The sequence below is a fragment of the Amycolatopsis sp. NPDC114504 genome, from assembly GCF_055633595.1.
In genome coordinates this window covers 935,488-958,080 of sequence record NZ_JBVKDU010000004.1, presented here as the reverse complement: position 1 = coordinate 958,080, position 22,593 = coordinate 935,488, and the positions used below count along the sequence as shown (strand labels likewise).

The window sequence follows — 22,593 nt, the reverse complement described above, 5'->3', positions numbered from 1 at the left end:
CCGGTCGCCGCCGTCCTAGGTTGGGAGGTGACCGAAAGGCAGGAACCCCCCGATGCGAGCACGCGACCTGATGACCGCGCCGGTGATCACCGTGCACCCGTGGACGTCCGCCAAGGAGGCGGCCGAGCTGCTGTCCATGCACGGCTTCACCGCACTGCCCGTCGTGGACGACGACGACCGGCTGATCGGCATCGTCACCGAGGCCGACCTGATCCGCGGCCGCATCCCGGCCGACCCCCGCTACGTCCACGAACCCCGTGAATCCATCTCCGGCAAGACCGTCGGCGACCTGATGACGACTCCCGCCACCGCGATGGGCACCGGCACCGACGTCGCCGACCTCTGCCAGGCACTGGTGGACGCCCGGATCCGCGCGATGCCGATCGTCGACGGTTCGGCCGTCGTCGGCATCATCACCCGCGGCGACGTCGTCCGCGTGCTCGCGCGGGAGGACGTCGAGATCGCCCGGGACGTCAAGCACCGCTTGGAGATCTACGGCGGCGGTGGCCGCTGGCAGGTCGAGGTCCGCGACGGGTTCGTGCACATCACCGACCAGTTCGACGACGACACCGACCGGCACGTCGCCCAGCTGCTGGCGCTCGCCGTGCCGGGCGTCGTCGCCGCCGAAACCGCTTACGCGGGTGAGGAGCAGACACGATGACCGCCATCGACCCGAGGATCACTGTGGGCGTGGACGGCTCGGCGGGGGCCTCCGCCGCCGTCACGTGGGCCGCCAAGATCGCCTCTTTGCGGCACCTCGAGCTCAGGATCGTCCACGGGCTGCAGGTAGCCGGCCTCTACTACGGCGGTGGCTTGACCGGGATCGGCGCGGAACGGCTGTTCGACGCGATCGTGGCCGACGGGCAGCGGGCGGTCGGTGACGCGCGCACCCTGGCCGTGTCGATCGACCCCGAGCTGGTCGTCACGACCGAGGTGCCCAACGAGCCGCCGGTGCCGATGCTGATCGACGAGTCCCGGCACGCCCGGATGCTCGTCCTCGGCCACACCGGCACCGGCGGGTTCGCCGGGATGCTGATCGGCGGCACCGCGGCCTCGGTCGCCAGTCACGCCCATTGCCCCGTCGCGGTCGTCCGCGGCCGCCACGGCACGACGAACATTCCCGACACCGGCCCGGTCGCGGTCGGCATCGACGGCAGCCCGAACAGCGAACCGGCCATCGCCGTCGCGTTCGAAGAGGCGTCGCTGCGCGGCGTGCCGCTCGTCGCGGTGCACGCCTGGAACGATGCCACCTACGAGGACACCCGCGGAACCGCCCGGATCCTGACCCAGCCGGAAACCCTGGAGAAGGACGAGGAGCGGCTGCTGACCCAACGGCTCGCGGGGTGGCAGGAGAAGTTCCCCGACGTCGAGGTGCGCCGCGTGCTCGTGCGCGACCGGCCGCGGCACGCGCTGCTGGAAGCCGGTGCGGAAGCCCAGCTCGTCGTCGTCGGCAGCCGCGGCCGCGGCGGGTTCTCGGGCATGCTGCTGGGCTCCACGAGCCAGGCCCTGGTCCAGCACGCCGAGTGCCCGGTGCTCGTGGTCCGCCCGGAGAAGAAGGCGTGACCGCCCTCGACGCCCGGCCCGCGGTGCTCGGCGGCACCGAGCTCGCGCAAGTGGACGCCCTCTGGCGGGCCGCGAACTACCTCGCGGCCGGCCAGATCTACCTGATGGCGAACCCGCTGCTGCGGGACCCCCTGTGCGCCGGCGACATCAAGCCGAGACTGCTCGGGCACTGGGGGACCTCACCCGGCCTCAACTTCGTCTACACCCACCTCAACCGCGCGATCCTCACCCACGACCTGGACGTCATGCTCGTCACCGGTCCTGGCCACGGCGGCCCGGCCCTGCTGGCGAACACGTGGCTCGAAGGCAGCTACACCGAAGCCTGGCCCGAGGTCACCCGGGACGCCGCCGGGATGGCGGAGCTGTTCAAGCAGTTCTCCTTCCCCGGCGGTGTCCCCAGCCACGTGGCGCCGCAGGTGCCCGGCTCGATCCACGAAGGCGGTGAGCTGGGCTACTCGCTCGCGCACGCCTTCGGGGCCGCGTTCGACAACCCCGGCCTCGTCGTCGCGTGCGTCGTCGGCGACGGCGAGGCCGAGACCGGCCCGCTGGCGACGTCCTGGCACGCCAACAAGTTCCTCGACCCGGTCAGCGACGGCGCCGTGCTGCCGATCCTGCACCTCAACGGCTACAAGATCGCCAACCCGACCGTGCTGTCGCGCATCGCCCCGGCCGAGCTGGACGCCCTGCTGCGCGGGTACGGCTACGAACCGATCTACGTCGAGGGCAGCGACCCGGAGACGATGCACCAAGCGATGGCCGCCGCGCTCGACTCGGCGGTCGCCGACCTCGCGGTCATCCGGCGGCAGCGCAGCCGGCCGGCGTGGCCGATGATCGTGCTGCGCAGCCCCAAGGGCTGGACCGGTCCGTCCGTTGTGGACGGCAAGCAGGTCGAAGGCACGTGGCGTGCGCACCAGGTGCCGCTCGCCGAGGTCCGGCACAACCCGGACCACCTGAAGCAGCTGGAAGAATGGCTGCTGTCGTACCGGCCTTCGGAACTGTTCGACGAAGCCGGCCGGCCGGTCGCCGACGTCACCGCGATGATCCCGGTGGGGGAGCGGCGGATGGGCGCGAACCCGAACGCCAACGGGGGCGTCCTCCTGCGCCCGCTGACCCTGCCGGACATCGCGGCCCACGCCGTCGACGTTCCCTCGCCGGGAGCCACCCAGGCCGAGCCGACCCGCGTGCTGGGCCGGTTCCTGCGGGACGTCTTCGCGCTCAACGCCGACCGGGCGAACTTCCGCCTCTTCGGCCCCGACGAGACGGCGTCCAACCGGCTCGACGCGGTGTACGACGTCACGGCGAAGGAGTGGCAGGCGGCGGTCGAGCCGGTCGACGAGCACCTGGCCCCGGACGGTCGGGTGCTGGAGGTGCTCTCGGAGCACCTGTGCCAGGGCTGGCTCGAGGGGTACCTGCTTTCGGGGCGGCACGGGCTCTTCTCGTGCTACGAGGCATTCGTGCACATCGTCGACTCGATGGTGAACCAGCACATCAAGTGGCTGCGGGTGCACCGGCAGATCCCGTGGCGGCGCCCGGTGGCGTCGCTGAACTACCTGCTCACCTCGCACGTGTGGCGGCAGGACCACAACGGGTTCTCCCACCAGGACCCGGGGTTCGTCGACCACGTGGCGAACAAGAGCTCGGAGGTCGTGCGGATCTACTTCCCGCCGGACACCAACACGTTGCTCGAGGTCGCGGCGCACTGCCTGCGCAGCCGGGACTACGTGAACGTCGTCGTGGCCGGCAAGAACGACAGCCCGAACTGGCTCGACGCCGAGCAGGCGGCGCTGCATTGTTCGCGCGGCGTCAGCATCTGGGAGTGGGCGAGCACGCACACCGACCGCGAGCCGGACGTCGTGCTCGGCTGCGCGGGCGACGCCCCGACGCTGGAGATCCTGGCTGCCGCGAAGATCCTGCGGGAGGAGCTGCCGGATCTGGCGGTGCGGGTGGTGAACGTCGTCGACCTGATGCGCCTGCAGCCCGAAGCCGAGCATCCGCACGGTTTGAACGACCGCGAGTTCGACGCGCTGTTCACCCCGGACCGGCCGGTGATCTTCGCCTACCACGGCTACCCGTGGCTGATCCACCGGCTGGCCTACCGCCGGACCAACCACCACGACATGCACGTGCGCGGCTACACCGAGCACGGCACCACGACCACGCCGTTCGACATGCTGGTGCTCAACCACATGGACCGGTTCCAGCTGGTGATCGACGTGATCGACCGGGTTCCCGGTCTGGTGGCGACGGCGGGGATCCTGCGGCAAAAGATGAGCGAGGCCCAGGGCCGGCACCGCCGCTGGATCCGCACCCACGGGGAAGACCTGCCGGAAGTGCGGAACTGGACCTGGGAAGGCTGACCCGTGGACGCCACGGTCCTGCTGGCCGTGGCGATCGCGATCACCCTGGTCATCGACTTCACCAACGGGTTCCACGACTCGGCGAACTCGGTGGCCGCGCTGGTCGCGACCCGCGCGGCCACGCCCGGCGCGGCGCTGCTGCTGGCGGCCGCCTGCCACGTCGCGGGGCCGTTGCTGGCGGGGACGACCGTCGCCGACACCGTCGGCGGAGTGGTCCGGCTGCCGGCCGCCGACGTCCTGCCCACGGTCGGCGCGGCGGTCACCGCCGGGATCGTGTGGAACCTGGTGACCTGGTGGCGCGGACTGCCGTCCAGTTCATCCCGCGCGCTGGTCGGCGGCCTGGTCGGGGCGAGCGGGTTCACGGGCGGTGGGGCGGCCTCGACGGCCTGCACGTCTCCGGGGTGCTCGGAGTACTGGCCGGCCTGGCCTTGTCGCCGGTGCTCGGCGCCGGGCTGGGCGCCCTCGCCGACCGGCTCGCCCGCCGAGCATTGCGTCGCGCACGCCGGCGGGCGGACGTCGTGATCCGGCGGGCGGAGTGGGTGACCGCCGGTGCGCTGGCCTTCGGCCACGGTGTCAACGACGCCCAGAAGTCCATGGGGGTCATCACGCTGTTGCTGGTCGCCACCGGGCACCTGAACGCCTTCGCTGTCCCGTTGTGGGTGAAGCTCGCGGCGGCGACGGCTTTGACGCTCGGCACCGCGTCGGGTGGCTGGCGCGTGGTCAAGACCGTGGGCCGCGGCATCTACCGGATGCGCCCGGTCGACGGCTTGGCGAGCCAGGGCAGTTCGGCCGCGGTGATCCTCGCCGCCGCCGGGGTGGGCGCCCCGGTCAGCACCACTCATGTCGTGGCCGCGTCGGTGGTCGGCGTCGGCGTCAGCCGCCGCGCCCACCACGTCCGGTGGTCCGTGGTCGGTGAGATCTGTTCCGCGTGGCTGGTCACCCTGCCGGCGTGTGCCGTGCTGGGGGCCGTCGCGCTCCCGCTCTGGAGGTGGTTCGCGTGAAGCTCCCGAAGACGTGGTTCCTGCCGCACAACCCGGACGTCCTCGGGTTGTTGCGGGACCAGGCCGACACGGTCAGCGACGTGATGACCGCGTTGGCGGGCTGGGCCCGCGGCGAGCCGACCGGCGGGGAGTTGCACACGCCCTTGCTGGTCCAGTCGTCCGAACGCCGCGAGGTGCTGGTGGCGGTGCGGGAGGCGTTCAGCACGCCACTTGAAGCCGAGGACGTCTTCGAGCTGGCCGAAAGGCTCGGGGAAATCGCGGAAGCGGCCTACATGCTGGTTCGCGAGTCCGATCTGTCGCGAACTCCACCGGACGAGCACTTGATGGCGATGGTGCTGACTTCGGTGACCGCGTTCGACATGCTGCACGAAGCACTCGACGCGTTACCCGCCGCCGGTGCGGCGGGGGAGGCCGACGCGGCGGTGTCCTCTTTGGACGCCGCGGAGCACGCCTACCGGCGGGCGATCGCGGGTCTGGAGAACGAGCCGGATCCGCGCCGCGAGATGCGGCTGCGGGAGCTCTATCGGCGGGCTGAGCACCTCGCGTCGGCTGTGCAGCGTTTGGGGCGGCGCACGTGGTACGCGGTGTGCAAGATCTCCTGAAACGCCGGTGGGCGATTCACCGCACTGACGCACAGCGCGGCTTGACCAGCACCCGGTGGCGAGCGGGAGAATGTTCGCGTGAGCGGGACGGGCGAGGAGCAGGACCGGCTGACGTTCCCGGATCTGCCGCGGATGGAACTGGACCAGTTGCTGGGTCAGCTCGTGGAGCGGGCCCAGGAGGTCATGGGCACTCAAGGGCGCCTGCGGGGGCTGCTGCACGCAAGCCAGATGGTGACCGGGGACCTTGCGCTGCCGACGTTGCTGCGCCGGATCGTCGAGGCGGCCAGAGAGCTGCTGAGCGCGCGGTACGCCGCACTCGGCGTGATCGGGCCGGACGGCCAGCTCGCCGAGTTCGTCCACGTCGGCATGGACGACGAGACGGTCGCCCGCGTCGGGCAGCTACCCGAGGGGAAGGGGCTGCTCGGGGCCGTGGCCGAGGACCCCCGGCCGATCCGGCTCGCGAACATCACCGACGACCCGCGCTCGTCCGGGTTCCCCGGCGAACACCCGCCGATGCGCAGCTTCCTCGGCGTGCCGATCCGGGTCCGCGGGGTCGTGTTCGGGAACCTCTACCTCACCGAGTGCCGGCACGGTGAGTTCACCGCGGAAGACGAGCAGCTCGCGCTCGCGCTGGCGGCGACCGCCGGCCAGGCCATCGACAACGCGCGGCTCTACGAGACCGCGCGCAAGCAACAAGAGTGGCTGGGAGCCTCCGGCGCGATCATGCGCGAGCTGCTCGCGACCCGGTCCGGGCGCCCACTGGAGCTGATCGCCGAGCACACCCTCGACCTCGCGGACGCCGACCTGGTCACGGTGGTGCGGCCCGACGGCGAGCGGCTTCGCATCGAAGTGGCGGTCGGCTTGGGGGCCGGCGAGCTGGCCGGAAGCGTGGTCGATCCCGCCGGCACGATGTCCGGTCAGGTCTTCGCCACCGGCGCGCCGTTGCTGGGGTCGTGGCTCGACCGGCAGGCGCGGTCCGACGCGGCCGATCCGCTCCGCGCCGACCTCGACGCCGTGCTGGTGGTCCCGTTGACCGGGGCCGGGCAGGTGAACGGCGTGCTCACCGCGGCTCGGAAGATCGGCAGGCCGGGGTTCACCGGCGACGACCTCGAGATGGCCGCCGGCTTCGCGAGCCAGGCCTCGGTCGCGATCGAGCTGGCCGACGCCCGGGCCGAGCAGCAGCGCAACGAGCTGTACGACGAGCGCGACCGGATCGCGGCGGAACTGCACAGCCAGGTGGTCCAGCGGCTCTACGCGATCGGCTTGTCCCTGCAAACCACCGCCGGAGCGGCCCGCTCCGAAGTCGTGGCCCGCCGTGTCCGGACGTCGATCGCCGACCTCGACTCGGTGATCACCCAGATCCGCGACACGGTGTTCCAGCTGGACGACGTGCTGCCGCGGTCCGCGGCCAGCGTGCACGACCGTGTGCTCGAGGTGCTGTCGGAGGCAGGCGAGGAGCTCGGGCTCACGGCGTCCACGGAGTTCTCGGGCAAGATCGACGCGATCGCGTCGGACGACCTCGCCGACGAGCTGGTGACGGCACTTCGGGAGGGACTAGCGCTGATCGCCCGGCACACCGGCGCCGGATCGGTCCAGGTGGCGGTGCGTTCGGGAGCGGAGCGACTGAGCGTGATCCTCGCGCACGACGGCAGCGGCACGCTCGCCGCGACGTCGAGCGAGGAGCTGGCCCGGCTCACGGAGCCGGCGAGCCGCCGGGGCGGGCTTTCCGAGGTCAACGAGCGCGAGCTGATCTGGTGGGTGCCGCTGTCCTGACGTGGACGGGTCCCGCGGTCGGCGGGGCCGGGCTTTCGCGGGCCGGATCGATGCATCATGATGGCCCGGACAATGCGGTGGGGCTGACCGCGAAGGATGCATGTTGTGCTGGAGTCGGTCCCTTGCCGTGGTGCGCGGCGGCCGGTGGAGGACACCGTTCTGGCGGCGCTCGGACGGGCGCAGCGGGGTGACGAGGAAGCCTTCCGCGTGCTGTACCGGTCGGTCCATCCCGGGTTGTGCCGGTACCTGCGGGTCCTGGTCGGGCAGGACGCCGAAGACGTCGCTTCGGAGGCGTGGCTGCAGATCACCCGGGACCTGGCGTCGTTCCGGGGCGACCTGGACGGCTTCCGCGCCTGGACCGCCACGATCGGACGGCACCGGGCTCTGGACCACCTGCGCCACCAGCGCCGCCGCCCGGTCGGGGAAGCGGCGGACGAGTGGTTTTCCGAGCGGCCCGCGCCCGACGACACCGCCGGGGCGGCGATCGAAGCGACGACCACCGACGAGGCGCTGGCGCTGATCGCGACACTGCCGCGCGACCAGGCCGAGGCGGTGCTGCTCCGGGCCGTGATCGGCCTCGACGCCAAGGCCGCCGCGGCGGTGCTCGGGAAGCGCCCGGGGGCCGTTCGCACCGCCGCCTACCGGGGACTTCGCACGCTCGCCGACCGTCTCGGTGGGCGACAGTGACACTTTCGGGCGGCCCGGCGCTGAGGGATACGTGATGGGCAAGCAGCGAGGCCGCCGGATCGACCGGCACACCGCGGAGCAGGTGCTGCGGGGTGTGCCGGTCGACACCGCGGACGCTTTGACCGGTCTGCTCGCCGCCGCGGCCGCCCCACCGCGCGACGGCGAGCAGACCGGTGAACAAGCGGCCGTGACGGCGTTCCTCGAGGCGGGCCGGCACGCCCCTGCCCCTCGGACCCGGAGTTCCCCCATGATCGAGAGCGCGGGGATGAAGCTGCGTACGGCGAAGGTCGCGGCCGCCGTGGCGGCGGTCCTGGCCGTCGGCGGAGTCGCCGCGGCGGCCGCCACCGGCGCACTCCCGCTGCCGGCGGGCGACTCCCCGCCGGCTCCCTCGGCGTCCGACCACGCTCACCCGGCCGCCGGTTCTCCGGCCACTCCCACCACGACGCGTGCCCGCGACGAGACCCCGGCGGTGCACCAGCCCGCACCGGCACCCTCGCTGGTGGGCCTGTGCCGTGCCTACGACGCCGGCGGCAAGGCCGAGCGGGGGAAGGCGCTGGAGAGTCCGGCGTTCACCGCGCTCATCACGGCCGCGGGTGGCGAAGCCGGGGTCGACGGCTACTGCGGAGGCCTGCTGGAGAACGCGGCCCGAGGGCACGGCACCGACTCGTCCGGACCGCCTGCCGGCCCGGGGTACCCGGGCAACGGCAAGGACCATCCGGCCGGGCCGGCCGCCACGCACCCGTCCGGGCCGCCCGCGACCCGCCCATCTGGGCCGCCGGCCACGCATCCCGGCCACTGATCCACCCCGCCACGAACCGGCGGCGGTCCCACCACCCCCATTCCGGGACCGTCGCTACCGGACGGGCGGCGGCCGCACCCCATCATCGGGCCGCCGCCCGTTCATCCACCGGACGCTCCGGAGCACTCGTGAGCCGGGCCGACGGAAGCCCGGGGAACTCCGCGGGCCGGTGTGTGACGACCAGCGCCGACCGGCCTTCGGTCGCCGCCAGCACATCGGCCGCCAACGCCGTGGCCGTGCTGGCGTCCAAGTGTGCCGTCGGCTCGTCGAGCAGCAGGATCGGGCGGTCCGACAGCAGCGCCCGGGCCACGCCGATGCGCTGGCGCTCGCCACCCGACACCGGGGTGCCGTGCGTGCCCAGCGCCGTGTCGAGGCCTGCGGGCAGGCCGCCGAGCCAGCTGCCCAGCTGCGCCAGGCCGAGCGCGGCGGTCAGCTCCGCGTCGGAAGCGGAAGGCCGGGCCAGCCGGAGGTTCTCTCGCAGCGTGCTGTCGAACAGGTGGGTTTCCGGCCCGCACCAGGCGATCTGCTCACGCACCGAGTCGCCGCCGTAGGTCCGGGTGTCGACGTCGTCCAGCAGCACCCGCCCGGCCGACGGGTCGAGGTAGCGCATCAGGGCCGCGATCACCGTGCTCTTGCCCGCCCCGGACCGGCCGGTCAGCGCGAGCCGCCGGCCGCCACCCACCCGGAGGTCCACGCCGCGGACCGCATCCGCCGGTGCCGACGGCCAGCGGACCGACAGGTGCTCGGCCGCCAGTTCCGCGGCGATCGGCGCGGGCGTCGCGGACCCGGGCTCGGCCGGCCCGGCGAGCGTGTCCAGCTCCGCGAGCCGCCGGGCGGAGTGCCCGGCGCCGAGCAATCGCTGCGCCGCCTCCGGCAGTCCGGCCACCAGCTCGGCGGTCGCGAGCGGCGTCAGCGCCAGTACGGCCAGCGCGGGGCCCGGGATCGTGCCCGCGCGCACGGCCAGGATGCCGAGTGCCAGGCAGGCCACGGACGTGAGGCCGACGCCCAGCGTCGCGATCCCGGCGCCGAGCCCGCGGCGCGCCGCCGACCGGCGGGCGAGGGCCGTCAGCACGGCGTCGAGCTCGCGGAGGCGGAGGTGGCGGGGGACCGCCGCGTCGTGGGCGATCAGGTCGGCCGACGCCTGCAGCAGCTCCACCGTGCCGGCTGTGAGGTCCGCGCGCAGGCGAGCAGTTTCGCGCTGGGCCCGGCGGGCCGCCAGGGCCGCGACGAGAGGCGCCAGCACGCCCGCGACCGCCAGTCCGAGTGCTGCCGCGAAACCGGCGCCGGGCAGCACGATCCCGAGGGTGACGGCCGTCCCGGTGAGGACCAGGAACGTCGACACACCCGGCACCAGCCCGCGGACCAGGACGTCCTGCTGGCTGTCCACATCGGACACCAGCCGGTGCAGCAGGTCGCCCCGGCGCAGCCGCGCCGTGCCCGCCGGGCCGATCCGGACCAGCTGGGCCCACACCCGAACCCGGAGCTCGGCGAGGGCCCGCAGCGCGACGTCATGGGACAGCAGCCGTTCGACGTAGCGGAAGATGCCCTTCGCCAGGCCGAACGTCCGCACCGCGACGATCGCCACCATCAGGCTCAGCACCGGCGGGTGCAGGGCCGCGCTCGCGATCAGCCACGACGACGTCGCCGTGAGCGCGACGCCGCAGCCCAGCGCGGCCGTCGCGGCCAGGCACGACAGCGCCAGCCGCCACCGGTGGGGCCCGATCGCGTCGAGCAACGGCCGCCACTTCGAGCCGGTCAGGTCCACAGTGGACGACGGAGTGGCGACCGGCGACGCGGCGCGGACGGCCGGCCGGGACGCCGGGGAAGGCGATTCCGCGGCGGCCGGGACCGGACCGCCGAGCGAGACGACGCGGTCGCAGCGGGCCAGCACCGCGGGATGGTGGCTGACGATGACGGCGGTCCGCCCGGCGAGCACCTTCGGCAGCCGCTCGAGGATGGCGGCCTCGGTCTCCGCGTCGACACCTTCGGTGGGCTCATCGAGCAGGATCAGCGGCCGGTCGAGCAGTACCGCCCGGGCCAGCGCGACGCGGCGGCGCTGGCCGGTCGAGAGCCCGGCGCCCAGTTCTCCGACCACAGTGGACAGCGGGACGTCGAGTGCCGCGGTGTCGGCGGCGGCGAGCACGGCCTCGTCGGTGGCGTCGGGGGAGCCGAGCCGGATGTTCTCGGCCACCGTCCCGGCCACCAGGTGCGGCTGCTGCGGCACCCAGGCCAGGTGCCGGTGCCAGGTGGCCCGGCCGATGTCCGCCAGATCGGCGTCGCCCACCAGGATCCGGCCGGAGCCGGGCCGGCGCCAGCCGAGCAGGAGGTCGAGCAGCGTCGACTTGCCCGCCCCGCTCGGCCCGGTGACACCGACGATCTCGCCGGGTGGCAGGCGCAGGCTGAAACCGTCGAGGATCGGCCCGGACCGGCCCTCGACCGTGACGTCTTCGTAGCGCAGTGCGGTGTGTGTCAGGTCGGGCACCACCGCCGTGCCGTGGTCACCGGACGGCGTGTCGGCGAGCGCGATGATCTCCTCGGCGGCGGCGAGGCCTTCGGCGCTGTCGTGGAACCGCGCGCCGACCGCGCGCAACGGCAGGTAGACCTCCGGCGCGAGGATCAGCACGACGAGCGCGGTCCGCAGGTCGAGTTCGCCGGCCAGCAGGCGTAGCCCGATCGACACCGCGACCAGGGCGACCGACAGCGTGGCCAGCAGCTCGAGGGCGAGCGCGGACAGGAATGCGACGCGCAGGGTTCGCATGGTGTGCGTGCGGTACTTCCCGGTGATCTCCCGCAGCGAACGGATCTGCGCCCGCGCGCGCCCGAACGCCGTCAGCTCGGCGAGTCCGGCGACGAGGTCGAGGAAGTGATCACCCAGCACCGCAAGCGTTTGCCACTGGCGCCGGACGTCGCGCTGGGTGTACATCCCGATGAGGACCATGAAGACCGGGATGAGCGGCACCGTCAGGCCGACGACGACCGCGGCGACCCAGTCGGCGAGCAGGATCCGTACGCCCACGACGAGCGGGACCACCGCGGCGATCAGCAGTTGCGGCAGGTATCGCGAAAAGTAGCCCTCGAGGCGATCGACGCCGTGCGTGGCCAGGGCGGCGACCTCCGCGGGGGAGCGTTCCGCGTGGCGCGGCCCGATCCGCAGCGCGGCCGTGACGACCGTCTCCCGCAGCTGCGACAGGGCACGGGCGGCCGCGCGGTGGGCGGTCGTCTCCGACAGCCACGTGATCCCGGCCCGGGAGAGCACGACCAGCAGGAGCATCCCGAGCGGCACGAGCAGATCCCGCATCGAGAGACCGTCGAGGAAAGCCCAGGTGATCGTCTTCGCCAGCAGCTCCGCCTGGGCGAGCACGAGCATCGCGGTGAAGACGCCCAGCGCGGCGCAGGCCAGCACGAACGGCCGGACCGCGCTCGCGTGGCGCAGCAGCCGCGGGTCGAGGGGCTTCACCGGCGGCCCGCGGGTAGGCCGCCACCGGCGGGGATCGAGGCGCGGCTGATCCGCTTGCGGAACACCCAGTACGTCCAGGCCTGGTAGGCCAGCACGATCGGGGTGAACGCGACCGCCACCCAGGTCATGATCTGCAGCGTATAGTGCGTCGACGACGCGTTCGTCGTGGTCAGGCTGAACGCGGGGTCGGTTGTCGAGGGCAGCACGTTCGGGTAGAGCGACCAGAAGAGCGAGAAGGTGACGGCGATGATCGCGCCGGCGGTGCTCGCGAAGGCGAGCCCGTCCCGCTCACCCGCGGCGAACAGCACGGCGGCGACCAGCAGCAGCGCGGCGACCAGCGAGGTCAGCCAGGACCAGCCGCCGTGCTCGACCGCTGTGTAGGCGAGGAACACGCCACCGAACACGATCGCGGCGCCGCCGAGCGCGCGGCTGAGCGTCCGGGCGCGGTCGCGCAGGGCGTCGGTCGTCTTCAGCGTGAGGAACACCGCGCCGTGGAAGGTGAACAGGCTGAGCGTGGCCAGCCCGCCGAGCAGCGCGTAAGGGTTCAGCAGCGTGAAGAACGTCCCGGTGAAGTGGTGCTGCGCGTCGACGGGTACGCCGTGGACGATGTTGCCGAACGCGACGCCCCACAGCAGGGCGGGCGCCGCGGAACCGAACACGATGACCCAGTCCCAGGAGTTCCGCCAGCGCGGACTGTCGATCTTGCCGCGGAACTCGAACGCCACACCCCGCAGGATGAGCGCGACGAGCACCAGCAGCAGCGCGAGGTAGAAGCCGGAGAAGAGGCTCGAGTACCACAGCGGGAACGCGGCGAAGGTGGCGCCGCCGGCGACGAGCAGCCAGACCTCGTTGCCGTCCCAGACGGGGCCGATGGTGTTGACGAGGACGCGGCGGTCGGTGTCGTCGTGGCCGAGGACGCGCAGCAGTGTGCCGACGCCGAAGTCGAAGCCTTCGAGGACGAAGTAGCCGGTCCAGAGGACCGCGATGAGCAGGAACCAGATGTCGGTGAGGGCCATGGCGGTGCTCCGGCGTCAGTAGGCGAAGGCCGCGGGGCGCGGCTCGTCGGAATCGGTGTCTTCGCTGGGTGCTTCGGGCGGCGGCCCGGCCTTGGCGTAGCGGACCATCAGGACACCGTCGACGACCGCGAGGACGCCGTAGAGCACGGTGAACACGATCAGCGACGTCAGCACGCTGCCCGCGGCGACGGTGGGGGACACCGAATCGGCGGTCTTCAGTACTCCGAACACCGACCACGGCTGGCGGCCCATCTCGGTGAAGATCCAGCCGACGCTGTTGGCCAGGAACGGCAGCGCGAGGCCGAGCGTCGCGACGGGGAAGAACCAGCGGGCGCGCGGGGTGCGGCCGCGGCGTAACAGCCAGAGTCCGACCAGGGAGATGAGCAGGCAGAGGAAGCCGAAGCCGATCATCAGGCGGAACGTCCAGTACGTGACCGGGATGTCCGGCCGGTACTCCCCGGGCCCGTAAGCCTGCTGCTCCTGGGCCTGGAGGTTGTTGATGCCTTCGACCCGGCCGTCGAACGTGCCGGTGGCCATGAAGGAGAGCACACCGGGGACGCGGATGCTGAACTTCTCCTGCGAGCCGTCGAGCGAGCCGATGGTGAACAGGGAGAACGACGCGGGCGCGACGGTGTCGTAGAGCGCTTCGGCGGCGGCCATCTTCATCGGCTGCTGCTCGGTCATCAGCCGGGCCTGCAGGTCACCGGTGACGATGACGCCGAGGCTGGCGATGAGCACGGTGACCAGCGCGAGCTTCATCGACGGCCGGAAGACGTCGGCGTCGCGCTGCTTCTTCAGCTGCCACGCGCTGATCCCGACCACGAACATGCCACCGGTCAGGAAGCACGCCGTGATGGTGTGCGCGAAGGCGCCGACGGCGGTCGAGTTGGTGAGCACGGCGCCGAAGTCCTTGAGCTCCGCGCGGCCGGTCGCGGGGTTGACCGCGTAGCCGACCGGGTGCTGCATCCAGGAGTTGGCGGCGAGGATGAAGTACGCCGAGAGCACGGTACCGATCGAGGCGAGCCAGATCGTCGCGAGGTGCAGCTTCTTCGGCAGCTTGTCCCAGCCGAAGATCCACAGGCCGAGGAACGTCGACTCGAGGAAGAAGGCCAGCAGCCCTTCGATGGCCAGCGGCGCGCCGAAGATGTCGCCGACGAACGTGCTGTAGTCCGACCAGTTCATCCCGAACTGGAACTCCTGCACGATGCCGGTCGCCACGCCCATGGCGAAGTTGATGAGGAACAGCTTCCCCCAGAACTTCGTCATCCGGCGGTACTTGTCGTTCCCGGTGCGCACCCACGCCGTCTGCATCCCGGCGACCAGGAAGGACAGCCCGATGGTCAACGGGACGAAGAGGAAGTGGTAGACGGTGGTGATCCCGAACTGCCATCGGGCGAGGTCCAGGGCGTTCATCCGGTTCTCCTGCTCGCGCGGACGCTGTGACCACGGAAGCATCGGGTCCGGCGGTCCTCCGGCGAGAGGGTCCTTGGTCACTTCCCGGACGGTCACTGGACCCCGAAGGCCGGTCCGGCGGAACCGGACCGGCCCTGGCCGTGCGCTAGCCGAAGTTCACGTCGCTGCACCACATGTAGGTCTGGTCCTGGTGGGACGCCTGCCAGATGGTGAACACAACGTGGTGCCCGCGGTAGGCGCCGGCGGTCTGGACGGTGAACGTGATGTCCTTGGCCGGGGCGTACCTGCCGGTCTGGGTGATGAAGTCGAGGTTTCCCCAACCGAGGCGCTGGGTGGTGGGGTCGAACCCGTTCTTGCTGACGTAGACCCGGAGGTAGTCGGCGCCGTGGCTGGCCTGGTCGTACAGGTGCATCGAGAAGCTGCTGCCGAGGCTGGTGGTCTTCCACGGGCCGGGAGTGTTCAGGGAGTCGTTGCGTGACAAGGCATTGCTGCAGAGCTGGCCGTCGGGGGTCTTGCCCTGGAAGTTGCCGCCGAGGCCGTCCCGTAGTGCGCTCATCCAGTTCCACATGGTGTCGGCGTTGGCCTGGAAAGCCTGCCAGCACGGGGGGTCCTGCTGCTGCATGGCCGGGTTCGTGTGCTGGCTGCCCCAGTCCTGCCAGCACTGGTAGGCGCGGGTGGCGGGGCTGACGATGGTGCCGTGCGCCGAAGCCGCCGGCACCCAGAGGAACAGGCCGGCCAGCGCGGCGACCAGTGCTACGACGATGCTCCGCCGTCGGGTGGTTCGTGTACGCATGAATGGGCCTCCAGTCGTGATGAGTGGTGGTGATCCATTGGGAGCGCTCCCAGCGTGGGTGACAGCGTAGCGACGATCCGGAAAAACGGCAACGAAACCGACAGGGATTCCGGTGCCTGTTCGCCAAACGTGCCGGGACCTGTGGCGCGGAGCCGGGGACTTTGGTCCTCACCGCCCGGGGCCCGGTGGTCGTATCCTGATCTCGGTACAGCCGTCCACGGGAGGTCGGAATGCTCCGCGTTTTCCTGGTCGACGACCACGAGGTGGTTCGTCGTGGTGTCGCCGACCTGCTGGACGAGGACGAGAACCTCACGGTGGTCGGCCAGGCAGGCAGCGTCTCGCAGGCCCTGGCCCGCATCCCGGCGCTCGACCCCGACGTCGCCGTCCTGGACGTCCGGCTGCCCGACGGCAACGGCATCGAACTGGCCCGGGAGCTGCGGTCCAAGCTGCCCGAGCTCAAGTGCCTGATGCTCACCTCCTACACCGACGAGCAGGCGATGCTCGACGCGGTGATGGCCGGCGCCAGCGGTTTCGTCATCAAGGACATCAAGGGCATGGACCTGGTCTCGGCGGTCCTGGACGTCGGCGCGGGCAAGTCCCTGCTCGACGCGCACGCGGCTGCCGCCCTGATGGCCAAGCTGCGCGACAGCCAGGCCAAGAAGGGCCCGCTGGCCGATCTGTCGGATCAGGAGCGGAAGCTGCTGGAGCTGATCGGCGAGGGGCTCACCAACCGCCAGATCTCGGAGCGGATGTTCCTGGCCGAGAAGACGGTCAAGAACTACGTCTCGCGCCTGCTCACCAAGCTGGGCATGGAGCGACGGACGCAGGCCGCCGTGCTGGCCACCGAGCTGCGCAACCAGGCTCACTAGCGGTTCGAGGCGGCCCGGGCGGCTAGACCGTCGCCAGCATGACGTCGTCGAGCGAGCGCCGCGGTGTCCACGGGACCGGCGTGCCCCGGCCCAGGCGCAGCACGATCTGCGGCCACAGCCCACCGCCGAGCAGCTGGCGCAGCTCCGATCGCACCCCGGACACTTCGACCGGCTGGGAGATGAACGACGCGTCCAGCCCGGCCGCTGTCGCCGTCAGCAGGACCCGCTGCATCGCCTGGCCCGCCCGGATGCGGTCGACCGGGGTGTCGTCGAAGGAGCCGATCACCACGACCAGCGGTTCGGAGTGGTCGGTCCGGCCGCGCGGCCGTGAACCGAAGTCGCGCAGGACCCAGCCCCCGTTGTTCGACGGCATCGCGCCGGCCGCGTACTCGGGGACGCCGTCGCGGCTGTCGGGTGTGCGGGCGGTCCAGCGTTGCCATTCGTCGAGGAACGCCGGGTCGGAGACCTGGGTGTGGTGGGCCTTGTGCACCAGCTCCCGCAGCCCCTCGAGCTGGTTCGCGTCCAGCCGGGGCAGCCAGGCCTGCTCCACCTCCGCGGCGTGCCGCAGCTCGGCGACCACCGACGGCGGGATGACGTCGGCCTCGAACGGGGTCCGGTTCGTGTGCCGGCGCGGGATCGCGTCGGCCAGTTCGACCATGCGCGGGTCGGGGCGGCGGGCCCCGAACGGCCTTACCAGCGCCACCAACGCCGGATGGTCGCGCCGGGGGAACAGCGTCGTGGCCGGGTGGGCGCCCAGCGCGTGGATCGCGGTGCGCAGGTTGAACAGTGCGGCGCCGCACGACACCAGGAGCTCCCGCCGGTCGGCGTCGGCGATCGGCAGGGCGCGGTCCGGATCGGCGTGCAGCTCCAGGCCCGCCGGGGTACAGCGGAACCGCCAGGGCTGCGTGTTGTGCGTCGACGGCGCGAGCACCGCGGCGCCGATCACGGACTTCACCTGATCGGAGTCCAGCAGGCCGATCGAGGTGATGGGTAGTGTCATGGTTTCCCCTTGGTGCCGTGGAGCGGCACACTGTCGAACCGAAAGCTTCCTTCGACGATCTCTCGCGCCGCGGTGCCGCGGAAAGGGGACAAAGTCACTCATGATGCGGAGGCCTCGGTGAGCGAAGCCCGGCAGGAGCCGCGGCGCATGGCGGGCACGTTGTCCGGCCTGCGGCTGCGTGAGCTGCTGCGCGATCTGCAAGACCGGATCGAGCTGCTGATCGGCACCCGGGACAAGATGGACGGTCTGCTCGACGCCGTCCTGGCCGTCGCATCCGGACTGGAGCTGGACACGACGCTGCGGCGCATCGTGCAGGCGGCGATCGAGCTGGGCGAGGCGAAGTACGGTGCGCTCGGTGTGCTCGCCGAGGACGGGACCCTGTCCGAGTTCGTCTACCTCGGCATCGATGACGACGCGCGGCGGCTCATCGGCGACCTGCCGGAGGGCCACGGTGTGCTCGGCGTGGTCATCGAAGAGGCGAAACCGCTGCGCCTGCAGGAGATCTCCGAGCACCCCGCCTCGGTGGGGTTCCCGGCGCACCACCCGCCGATGCACACGTTCCTCGGGGTGCCGGTGCGGGTGCGCGACGAGGTGTTCGGCCGGCTTTACCTCACCGAGAAGAAGAACGGGGAACCGTTCACCGACGACGACGAGGTCGTCGTCCAGGCCCTCGCCGCGGCGGCGGGCATCGCGATCGAGAACGCCCACCTCTACGAGCAGGCGCGCATCCGGCAGCAGTGGCTCGCCGCCACCAGCGAGGTGACCACCGAGCTGCTGGGCGGCACGGACCCGGCCGAGGCGCTGAACCTCATCGCCAGCCGGGCGTTGGAGCTGACCGGTTCGGACGTCACGATGCTCGCGCTGCCGAACTCCGGGCGCCTCGACGTCGACGAGGACTGGGGCGACGACGTCGACGACCTCACGGTCACGGTGTGCGCCGGGGCGCGGGCGGCCGAGCTGTCGGGAACGCACATCGACCTCGAAGACAGCGTCCCGGGCGCGGTGTACCGGGACCGCACGCCGCGCAGCGTGCCGGAGCTCGCGCTGCGCGAGCACCGTTTCGGACCCGTCATGGTGGTCCCGCTGCGCGCGGGTGACCGGACGACCGGCGTGCTCATCGCCGCCCGGGAAGTCGGGGCGGGCTCGTTCGAAGTGGCCCAACTGTCGGTGGTGGCGTCGTTCGCCGACCAGGCGGCCCTGGCGCTGCAGCTGGCGGCGCAACAGCGGGCGGCACGGGAGCTGGACGTGCTCGGCGACCGCGACCGGATCGCCCGTGACCTGCACGACCACGTGATCCAGCGGCTGTTCGCCGTAGGGCTGTCCATGCAGAGCACCCAGCGGCGGACGAAGTCGCCGGAACTGCAGAAGCGGCTCGGCGACAGCATCCAGCAGATGCACGAGATCGTCCAGGAGATCCGCACGGCGATCTTCGACCTGCACGGCGGCGCGGCGGGGGAGACGGGCCTGCGCCTGCGCCACCGCCTGCACGACGCGATCGCCGAGCTGACCGACGACGCCCCGCTCCACCCGACGGTCAGCATGGCCGGGCCGATCGACACGGTGCCGGCGCAGCTGGCCGAGCAGGTCGAGGCAGTGGTGCGCGAGGCGGTCAGCAACGCGGTACGCCACGCGGAGGCCTCCTCGGTGATGGTGTCGGTCGCGGTGACGGACGACGCGATCCGCATCGTGGTCGTCGACGATGGCAAGGGGCTGGCGGAAGGGATCTCGCCGAGTGGCCTCGGCAACCTGCGGGACCGGGCCGAGGCGGCCGGTGGGACGTTCACGCTCGGCAGCGGCCCGGAGGGCGGGGTCAAGATCGAGTGGGTTGCCCCCGTCGGCTGACCACCTTCCGGAAGACCGGTGTTCGGACGGCGTCACCGGGGACGATCCGATAGCGTCCGGGCGCTACCTCCCCTCGGTGCGCCGGTCCGCACGTCCTCGCTGGTCTCCGGCCCAAGCCCGCCCGACTTCGGTCTCCGGCGCCGTCGTCGCGGCCTCGACCGTTTTCTCCCCGTACCTCAGGCGGTGACAAGCGGGCCACCGGGGCATCGCATCCGAACCGGTGACGAAGGTCCTCGCGGTTCGGGTAGTCCGGCCGCGTCGGCAGGCCCCGCCACCGAGGTCTCCTTGTCCTGCGACACCTGATGTCGCGGAGAGGAGAGAACGGATGACTGCCCTGGTGCCGGGCTCACGCCTGGCGTTGCCGAGCATCGCGGCGTGGCTGGACAATCCCTGGCCGTTCGCCGAGCACAACCCGGTCCGGATCGAGGAGTCCACAGAGGACGGACGGTACCTCGTGCGGGCCGAACTGCCCGGCTTCGACCCGGAGAAGCACATCTCCGTGACCACGCACAACGGCCTGCTCACCATCGCCGCCGAACGGGAGGCGAAGGAGCAGGCGGAGGGTCGCAGTGAGTTCTACTACGGCACCTTCAGCCGCACGGTCAGCCTGCCGGCCGGGGCGGACCCGGCGAAGGTCAAGGCGACGTACACCGACGGCATCCTCGAGATCTCGATGCCGGTTTCGGAGCACCCGCGCGACAAGCACGTCAAGATCCAGGTCACCAAGGACTAGGTGACCCCCTTCGGTGGGCGCGGCCCCTTGGCCGGTCGCGCCCACCCTCGCGCCCGAAGGAGAAGCGATGACCCGCGCCCTGCTCGCCGGTGGTGACGTGGTGCTCGTGCGCCCGTTGCACCCGGCCGACACCGCCGAGGTGCTCGCCCTGCACACCCGGCTGACCCAGCAGGACACCTACTTCCGCTTCTTCGGCGCACCGTCCGGCCTGGCCAAACTGGCCGCCGACATGACGGCCGAACCCGGCCCGGGCCACTACGCGGTCGGCTGCTACCGCCGCGGCGAGCTGCTCGGCGTCGCGAACTACGAAGTGCTGAAGGAGTCCACCGATGCCGAGGTCGCGCTCGTCGTCGACGCCTCCGTGCGCACTCAGGGTGTCGCCACTCTGCTGATGGAGCACCTCGTCTCCCACGCCCGGAAGACCGGCTTGCGGCGGTTCCTCGCCGAGGTCCTCGCCGAGAACGCCAAGGTGATCCACGTCTTCAAGGACCTCGGGCTCAGCTTCGAGGCCAGTATCGGCGGCCCCGAGCGTGACGTCGTGATGAACCTCGACGAAGACCCCGCCTACCTGGACGCCGTGCTGAAGCGCGACTCGGTCGCCGACGCGGCCAGCTTGACGCACTTGCTCAGGCCTTCCTCGATCGCCGTGATCGGTGCCGGCCGGAAGCCGGGCTCGGTGGGCCACGCGGTGCTGGCCAACCTGGCCACCTCCGGTTATCGGGGCCCGGTCGAGGTGGTGAACCCGCACGCGCGCGTGATCCTCGGCGTGCCGAGCGTGTCGACCGTCGCGGACCTGAGCCGTACCCCCGAGCTGGCCGTGGTCTGCTTGCCCGCGCCTGCCGCGGCCGAAGCGGTCGAAGCGTGCGGAAAACGCGGTGTCCGGGCGGTCGTCGTCGTCTCCTCCGGGCTCACCGGTACCGAATACGGCGACCGGATCCGCGCGGCCGTGCACGAGTACGGCATGCGGCTGGTCGGGCCGAACTGCCTCGGGGTCGTCTCCACCGACCCGGCGTGTCCCTTCGACCTCACGTTCCTCGCCACTCGGGTCCGGCCGGGCAACATCGGCGTCGCCACCCAGTCCGGCGGCGTCGGCATCGCCCTCGCCGAATCGCTCGACGACCTCGGCCTCGGCATGTCCACGCTGGTCTCCACCGGCGACAAGTACGACGTCAGCGGCAACGATCTGCTGATGTGGTGGACGGCCGACCTCCACACCGAAATGGTGGTGCTCTACCTCGAGTCGTTCGGCAACCCCCGCAAGTTCAGCCGCCTGGCCCGCCGGCTCGCCAAGACGCGCCCGGTGCTCGCGGTCCGCTCCGGCAGCGGCGACACCGCCCAGCGGGCGGCTGCTTCGCACACCGCCGCGGCCGCGACCCCCGCCGTCACGCGGGACGCGCTCTTCGAACAGGCCGGGGTCATCGCCGTCGACACCGTCGCCGAGCTGGTCGACGTCATCGCCGGACTGTCCTGGCAGCTCCTGCCCGGCGGGCCCCGCGTGGCCGTCGTCAGCAACGCCGGGGGCGCCGGTGTCCTGGCCGCCGACGCCTGCGAGCGCGAAGGCCTGGTCATGGCGGATCTGTCCGACGAAACTCGTGCTCGGCTCGCGAAGCTCCTTCCGGCCGAGGCCGCGGTGCGGAACCCGGTCGACACGACAGCGGCGGTCGCGCCCCGGGTGTTCGCCGACGCCTTGCGCGCGGTCCTGGACGACGACGGCGTCGACGCGGTCATCGCCGCGACGGTGCCCACCGCTGTCGGCGATCCCGGCACGTCGCTCGCCGACGTGCTCCCGCCCGAGTACAAGACCGTCTTCGCCGTGCGGCCCGGGCAGCGCGCCCGCGTCGCGCCACTGGTGCCTGGCACCGGCGTGACAGCCTGCTACGACGATCCCGCCGCGGCTGCCGCCGTGCTGGCGCGGCTGGTCCGGTACGAGCAGTGGCTCAACCGGCCCGAATTCGAGAAAGACCTCGCTCCGCTGGACGATCCGGAGGCCCTGCGCGGGTTCGCCGCCGAGCGGGAGGGATGGCTCCCACCCGTGGACGCCGTCGAACTGCTGCGCCTCGCCGAAATCCCGATGGTGGAGACCCACTACGTCGAAGCCGACGACTCGATGGCCGCCGTGGCGGCCGACCTCGGCTCCCCGGTCGTGCTGAAGGCCGATGCCGACGGCCTGCTGCACAAGACCGCCGGCGGCGGTGTGCTGCTGAACGTGCACGGCGCCGACCGGATCCTGGAGGCGTTCCGGACCCTGCGGTCCCGGTTCGGGTCCGCGCTGCGCGGCGTGACGGTCCAGCCGATGGCCGAGCCCGGCCGCGAGCTGCTCGTCGGCGTGCGCTCGGACCCGGTGTTCGGGCCGCTGGTCGTGTTCGGCCTCGGCGGTGTCGACACGGACCTGATCGCCGACCACGCCGCCCGGCTCGCGCCCCTCACCGATGCCGACGCCGACCTGTTGCTCGACAGCCTGCGCTCCTCGAAGGCGTTGTGGGGGAACGGACAGCTGGACCGGAGCGCCGTGCGCGACCTGCTGCTGAAGGTCAGCCGGCTGGCCGCGCTGGTGCCGGAGCTGGCCGAACTCGACCTCAACCCGGTGCGCGTCGGGTCCGCCGGTTGTGTAGCGCTCGATATTCGCGCCCGGCTGGAGCCGTCCGCGGCCGCCGATCCGTTCCTGCGCCGGTTGCGGGACTGACTTCC

18 protein-coding genes are annotated in these 22,593 nt (G+C 71.9%); 13 read left to right on the top strand and 5 right to left on the bottom strand.

What is annotated here, in order from left to right; translation table 11 throughout:
• The first annotated feature begins 52 nt into the window (after positions 1 to 52).
• From ACZ7PG_RS34025 to ACZ7PG_RS33985, 9 genes are all read left to right on the top strand, one after another.
• Positions 53 to 661: a CBS domain-containing protein gene (locus ACZ7PG_RS34025; protein WP_470243243.1), complete on the top strand. Its 609-nt coding sequence runs from the start codon at positions 53 to 55 to the stop codon at positions 659 to 661.
• Positions 658 to 1,563, top strand: a complete 906-nt coding sequence (locus ACZ7PG_RS34020; RefSeq protein ID WP_470243242.1) for a universal stress protein — start codon at positions 658 to 660, stop codon at positions 1,561 to 1,563. The genes ACZ7PG_RS34025 and ACZ7PG_RS34020 overlap by 4 nt, the downstream gene beginning before the upstream one ends.
• The gene (locus ACZ7PG_RS34015; protein WP_470243241.1) at positions 1,560 to 3,920 is read left to right on the top strand and encodes a phosphoketolase family protein; all 2,361 of its coding nucleotides are present in this window, start codon (positions 1,560 to 1,562) and stop codon (positions 3,918 to 3,920) included. Before ACZ7PG_RS34020 ends, ACZ7PG_RS34015 begins: the two co-directional genes overlap by 4 nt.
• 3 nt (positions 3,921 to 3,923) lie before the next feature.
• Positions 3,924 to 4,442 (top strand): inorganic phosphate transporter, encoded by a 519-nt coding sequence (locus ACZ7PG_RS34010; protein WP_470243240.1) that lies wholly within the window; start codon positions 3,924 to 3,926, stop codon positions 4,440 to 4,442.
• Entirely contained in the window at positions 4,358 to 4,921 is a 564-nt protein-coding gene (locus ACZ7PG_RS34005) for an inorganic phosphate transporter (protein WP_470243662.1), read from the top strand. Before ACZ7PG_RS34010 ends, ACZ7PG_RS34005 begins: the two co-directional genes overlap by 85 nt.
• The gene (locus tag ACZ7PG_RS34000; protein WP_470243239.1) at positions 4,918 to 5,523 is read left to right on the top strand and encodes a hypothetical protein; all 606 of its coding nucleotides are present in this window, start codon (positions 4,918 to 4,920) and stop codon (positions 5,521 to 5,523) included. Before ACZ7PG_RS34005 ends, ACZ7PG_RS34000 begins: the two co-directional genes overlap by 4 nt.
• A gap of 78 nt (positions 5,524 to 5,601) precedes the next feature.
• Positions 5,602 to 7,296 (top strand): sensor histidine kinase, encoded by a 1,695-nt coding sequence (locus ACZ7PG_RS33995; RefSeq protein ID WP_470243238.1) that lies wholly within the window; start codon positions 5,602 to 5,604, stop codon positions 7,294 to 7,296.
• A 144-nt stretch (positions 7,297 to 7,440) separates the two neighbouring features.
• Positions 7,441 to 7,983, top strand: a complete 543-nt coding sequence (locus ACZ7PG_RS33990) for an RNA polymerase sigma factor (protein WP_470243237.1) — start codon at positions 7,441 to 7,443, stop codon at positions 7,981 to 7,983.
• 34 nt (positions 7,984 to 8,017) lie between these two features.
• Positions 8,018 to 8,782 carry a hypothetical protein gene (locus ACZ7PG_RS33985; RefSeq protein WP_470243236.1) on the top strand — a complete coding sequence of 255 codons (765 nt, stop codon included), beginning with the start codon at positions 8,018 to 8,020 and terminating at the stop codon, positions 8,780 to 8,782.
• Positions 8,783 to 8,864: 82 nt separating this feature from the next.
• Here ACZ7PG_RS33985 and cydD read toward each other — a convergent pair whose 3' ends face one another.
• The 4 genes from cydD to ACZ7PG_RS33965 form a co-directional block, all read right to left on the bottom strand.
• Positions 8,865 to 12,239, bottom strand: a complete 3,375-nt coding sequence (gene cydD, locus ACZ7PG_RS33980) for a thiol reductant ABC exporter subunit CydD (protein WP_470243235.1) — start codon at positions 12,237 to 12,239, stop codon at positions 8,865 to 8,867.
• Positions 12,236 to 13,255 (bottom strand): cytochrome d ubiquinol oxidase subunit II, encoded by a 1,020-nt coding sequence (gene cydB / locus ACZ7PG_RS33975; RefSeq protein ID WP_470243234.1) that lies wholly within the window; start codon positions 13,253 to 13,255, stop codon positions 12,236 to 12,238. Before cydB ends, cydD begins: the two co-directional genes overlap by 4 nt.
• Positions 13,256 to 13,270: 15 nt before the next feature.
• Positions 13,271 to 14,668, bottom strand: a complete 1,398-nt coding sequence (locus ACZ7PG_RS33970) for a cytochrome ubiquinol oxidase subunit I (RefSeq protein WP_470243233.1) — start codon at positions 14,666 to 14,668, stop codon at positions 13,271 to 13,273.
• Positions 14,669 to 14,813: 145 nt separating this feature from the next.
• Positions 14,814 to 15,461 (bottom strand): lytic polysaccharide monooxygenase auxiliary activity family 9 protein, encoded by a 648-nt coding sequence (locus tag ACZ7PG_RS33965; protein WP_470243232.1) that lies wholly within the window; start codon positions 15,459 to 15,461, stop codon positions 14,814 to 14,816.
• 230 nt (positions 15,462 to 15,691) lie between these two features.
• Here ACZ7PG_RS33965 and ACZ7PG_RS33960 point away from each other — a divergent pair, with 230 nt between their 5' ends.
• Positions 15,692 to 16,330, top strand: a complete 639-nt coding sequence (locus ACZ7PG_RS33960) for a response regulator transcription factor (RefSeq protein WP_470243231.1) — start codon at positions 15,692 to 15,694, stop codon at positions 16,328 to 16,330.
• Positions 16,331 to 16,352: 22 nt separating this feature from the next.
• Here ACZ7PG_RS33960 and ACZ7PG_RS33955 read toward each other — a convergent pair whose 3' ends face one another.
• On the bottom strand, positions 16,353 to 17,330 hold the full coding sequence (locus ACZ7PG_RS33955; RefSeq protein ID WP_470243230.1) for an Acg family FMN-binding oxidoreductase: 978 nt from the start codon (positions 17,328 to 17,330) through the stop codon (positions 16,353 to 16,355).
• A gap of 147 nt (positions 17,331 to 17,477) precedes the next feature.
• Here ACZ7PG_RS33955 and ACZ7PG_RS33950 point away from each other — a divergent pair, with 147 nt between their 5' ends.
• From ACZ7PG_RS33950 to ACZ7PG_RS33940, 3 genes are all read left to right on the top strand, one after another.
• On the top strand, positions 17,478 to 19,172 hold the full coding sequence (locus tag ACZ7PG_RS33950) for a sensor histidine kinase (protein ID WP_470243661.1): 1,695 nt from the start codon (positions 17,478 to 17,480) through the stop codon (positions 19,170 to 19,172).
• Positions 19,173 to 19,497: 325 nt separating this feature from the next.
• Positions 19,498 to 19,905 carry an Hsp20/alpha crystallin family protein gene (locus ACZ7PG_RS33945; RefSeq protein WP_470243229.1) on the top strand — a complete coding sequence of 136 codons (408 nt, stop codon included), beginning with the start codon at positions 19,498 to 19,500 and terminating at the stop codon, positions 19,903 to 19,905.
• A 67-nt stretch (positions 19,906 to 19,972) separates the two neighbouring features.
• Entirely contained in the window at positions 19,973 to 22,588 is a 2,616-nt protein-coding gene (locus ACZ7PG_RS33940; protein ID WP_470243228.1) for a bifunctional acetate--CoA ligase family protein/GNAT family N-acetyltransferase, read from the top strand.
• Positions 22,589 to 22,593: the final 5 nt, after the last annotated feature.

Excerpts from the sequence above, each read along its gene's own strand:
- ACZ7PG_RS34025 (WP_470243243.1), top strand. The coding sequence starts at position 53 with ATGCGAGCACGCGACCTGATGACCGCGCCGGTGATCACCGTGCACCCG.
- ACZ7PG_RS34020 (WP_470243242.1), top strand. The coding sequence starts at position 658 with ATGACCGCCATCGACCCGAGGATCACTGTGGGCGTGGACGGCTCGGCG.
- ACZ7PG_RS33985 (WP_470243236.1), top strand. The coding sequence starts at position 8,018 with ATGGGCAAGCAGCGAGGCCGCCGGATCGACCGGCACACCGCGGAGCAG.
- cydB (WP_470243234.1), bottom strand. The coding sequence starts at position 13,255 with ATGGCCCTCACCGACATCTGGTTCCTGCTCATCGCGGTCCTCTGGACC.
- ACZ7PG_RS33970 (WP_470243233.1), bottom strand. The coding sequence starts at position 14,668 with ATGAACGCCCTGGACCTCGCCCGATGGCAGTTCGGGATCACCACCGTC.
- ACZ7PG_RS33965 (WP_470243232.1), bottom strand. The coding sequence starts at position 15,461 with ATGCGTACACGAACCACCCGACGGCGGAGCATCGTCGTAGCACTGGTC.
- ACZ7PG_RS33960 (WP_470243231.1), top strand. The coding sequence starts at position 15,692 with ATGCTCCGCGTTTTCCTGGTCGACGACCACGAGGTGGTTCGTCGTGGT.
- ACZ7PG_RS33955 (WP_470243230.1), bottom strand. The coding sequence starts at position 17,330 with ATGACACTACCCATCACCTCGATCGGCCTGCTGGACTCCGATCAGGTG.
- ACZ7PG_RS33950 (WP_470243661.1), top strand. The coding sequence starts at position 17,478 with ATGGCGGGCACGTTGTCCGGCCTGCGGCTGCGTGAGCTGCTGCGCGAT.
- ACZ7PG_RS33945 (WP_470243229.1), top strand. The coding sequence starts at position 19,498 with ATGACTGCCCTGGTGCCGGGCTCACGCCTGGCGTTGCCGAGCATCGCG.
- ACZ7PG_RS33940 (WP_470243228.1), top strand. The coding sequence starts at position 19,973 with ATGACCCGCGCCCTGCTCGCCGGTGGTGACGTGGTGCTCGTGCGCCCG.